Source organism: Burkholderia sp. SRS-W-2-2016, from assembly GCF_001931485.1.
Taxonomy (GTDB): domain Bacteria; phylum Pseudomonadota; class Gammaproteobacteria; order Burkholderiales; family Burkholderiaceae; genus Paraburkholderia.
On record NZ_MSDV01000090.1, the window covers coordinates 1 to 557 of the forward strand.

Here is a 557-nt window from a genome sequence, read left to right on the forward strand (position 1 = left end):
GACAAGCCGTATGGCGGCGGCAATGCCCGAATCAAGGGAAACGACGTGATCAGCCTCAAGGTAGCGGGGCCGAATATTACTTTCAAGCCCGTTTCCGAGCGAGCCGATCCGGAATATGCGGAGCCAGTCGAAGCATGGATGAGTAATTCTGCCGAGAGACTCAATCGCAGAACCATTGGTTTTTTTCGAGGCACTATTGACGGCGGACTGACACGCACATTTCATCAACCTGGACAGGATGCGGCCTGGTGGTATTCGAAGGATTGGAGCACGCAATACGTCAGCACAGACTGGATGGACTACGTAAAGGCCCGGCAAAAGAGGAATGAATTAGCGCCGCACTTCACCAGACTCTGGCGCTCTCGCGACGGTGGCCGGAACTGGACCCAACTTGACTGGCCCGAGAACCAGCGGATTGACCAGCTGCTTTTCCTCGATCCGGATCGTGGCTACGCGGTCGGCGTGGGGCCACGCCTCTGGCGCACAGCTGATGGTGGGCGCACATGGAAGAAAATCCCGGTTCCGCTTCAGGCAATGGCCAGTGACGCGGAGCAAAG

The 557-nt window shown here is 57.5% G+C and carries 1 protein-coding gene; it reads left to right on the forward strand.

Going from position 1 to position 557, the window contains the following annotated elements:
- Nucleotides 1–557 (forward strand): WD40/YVTN/BNR-like repeat-containing protein (locus BTH42_RS33800; protein WP_372237308.1); only part of this gene is annotated, 557 nt, incomplete at both ends.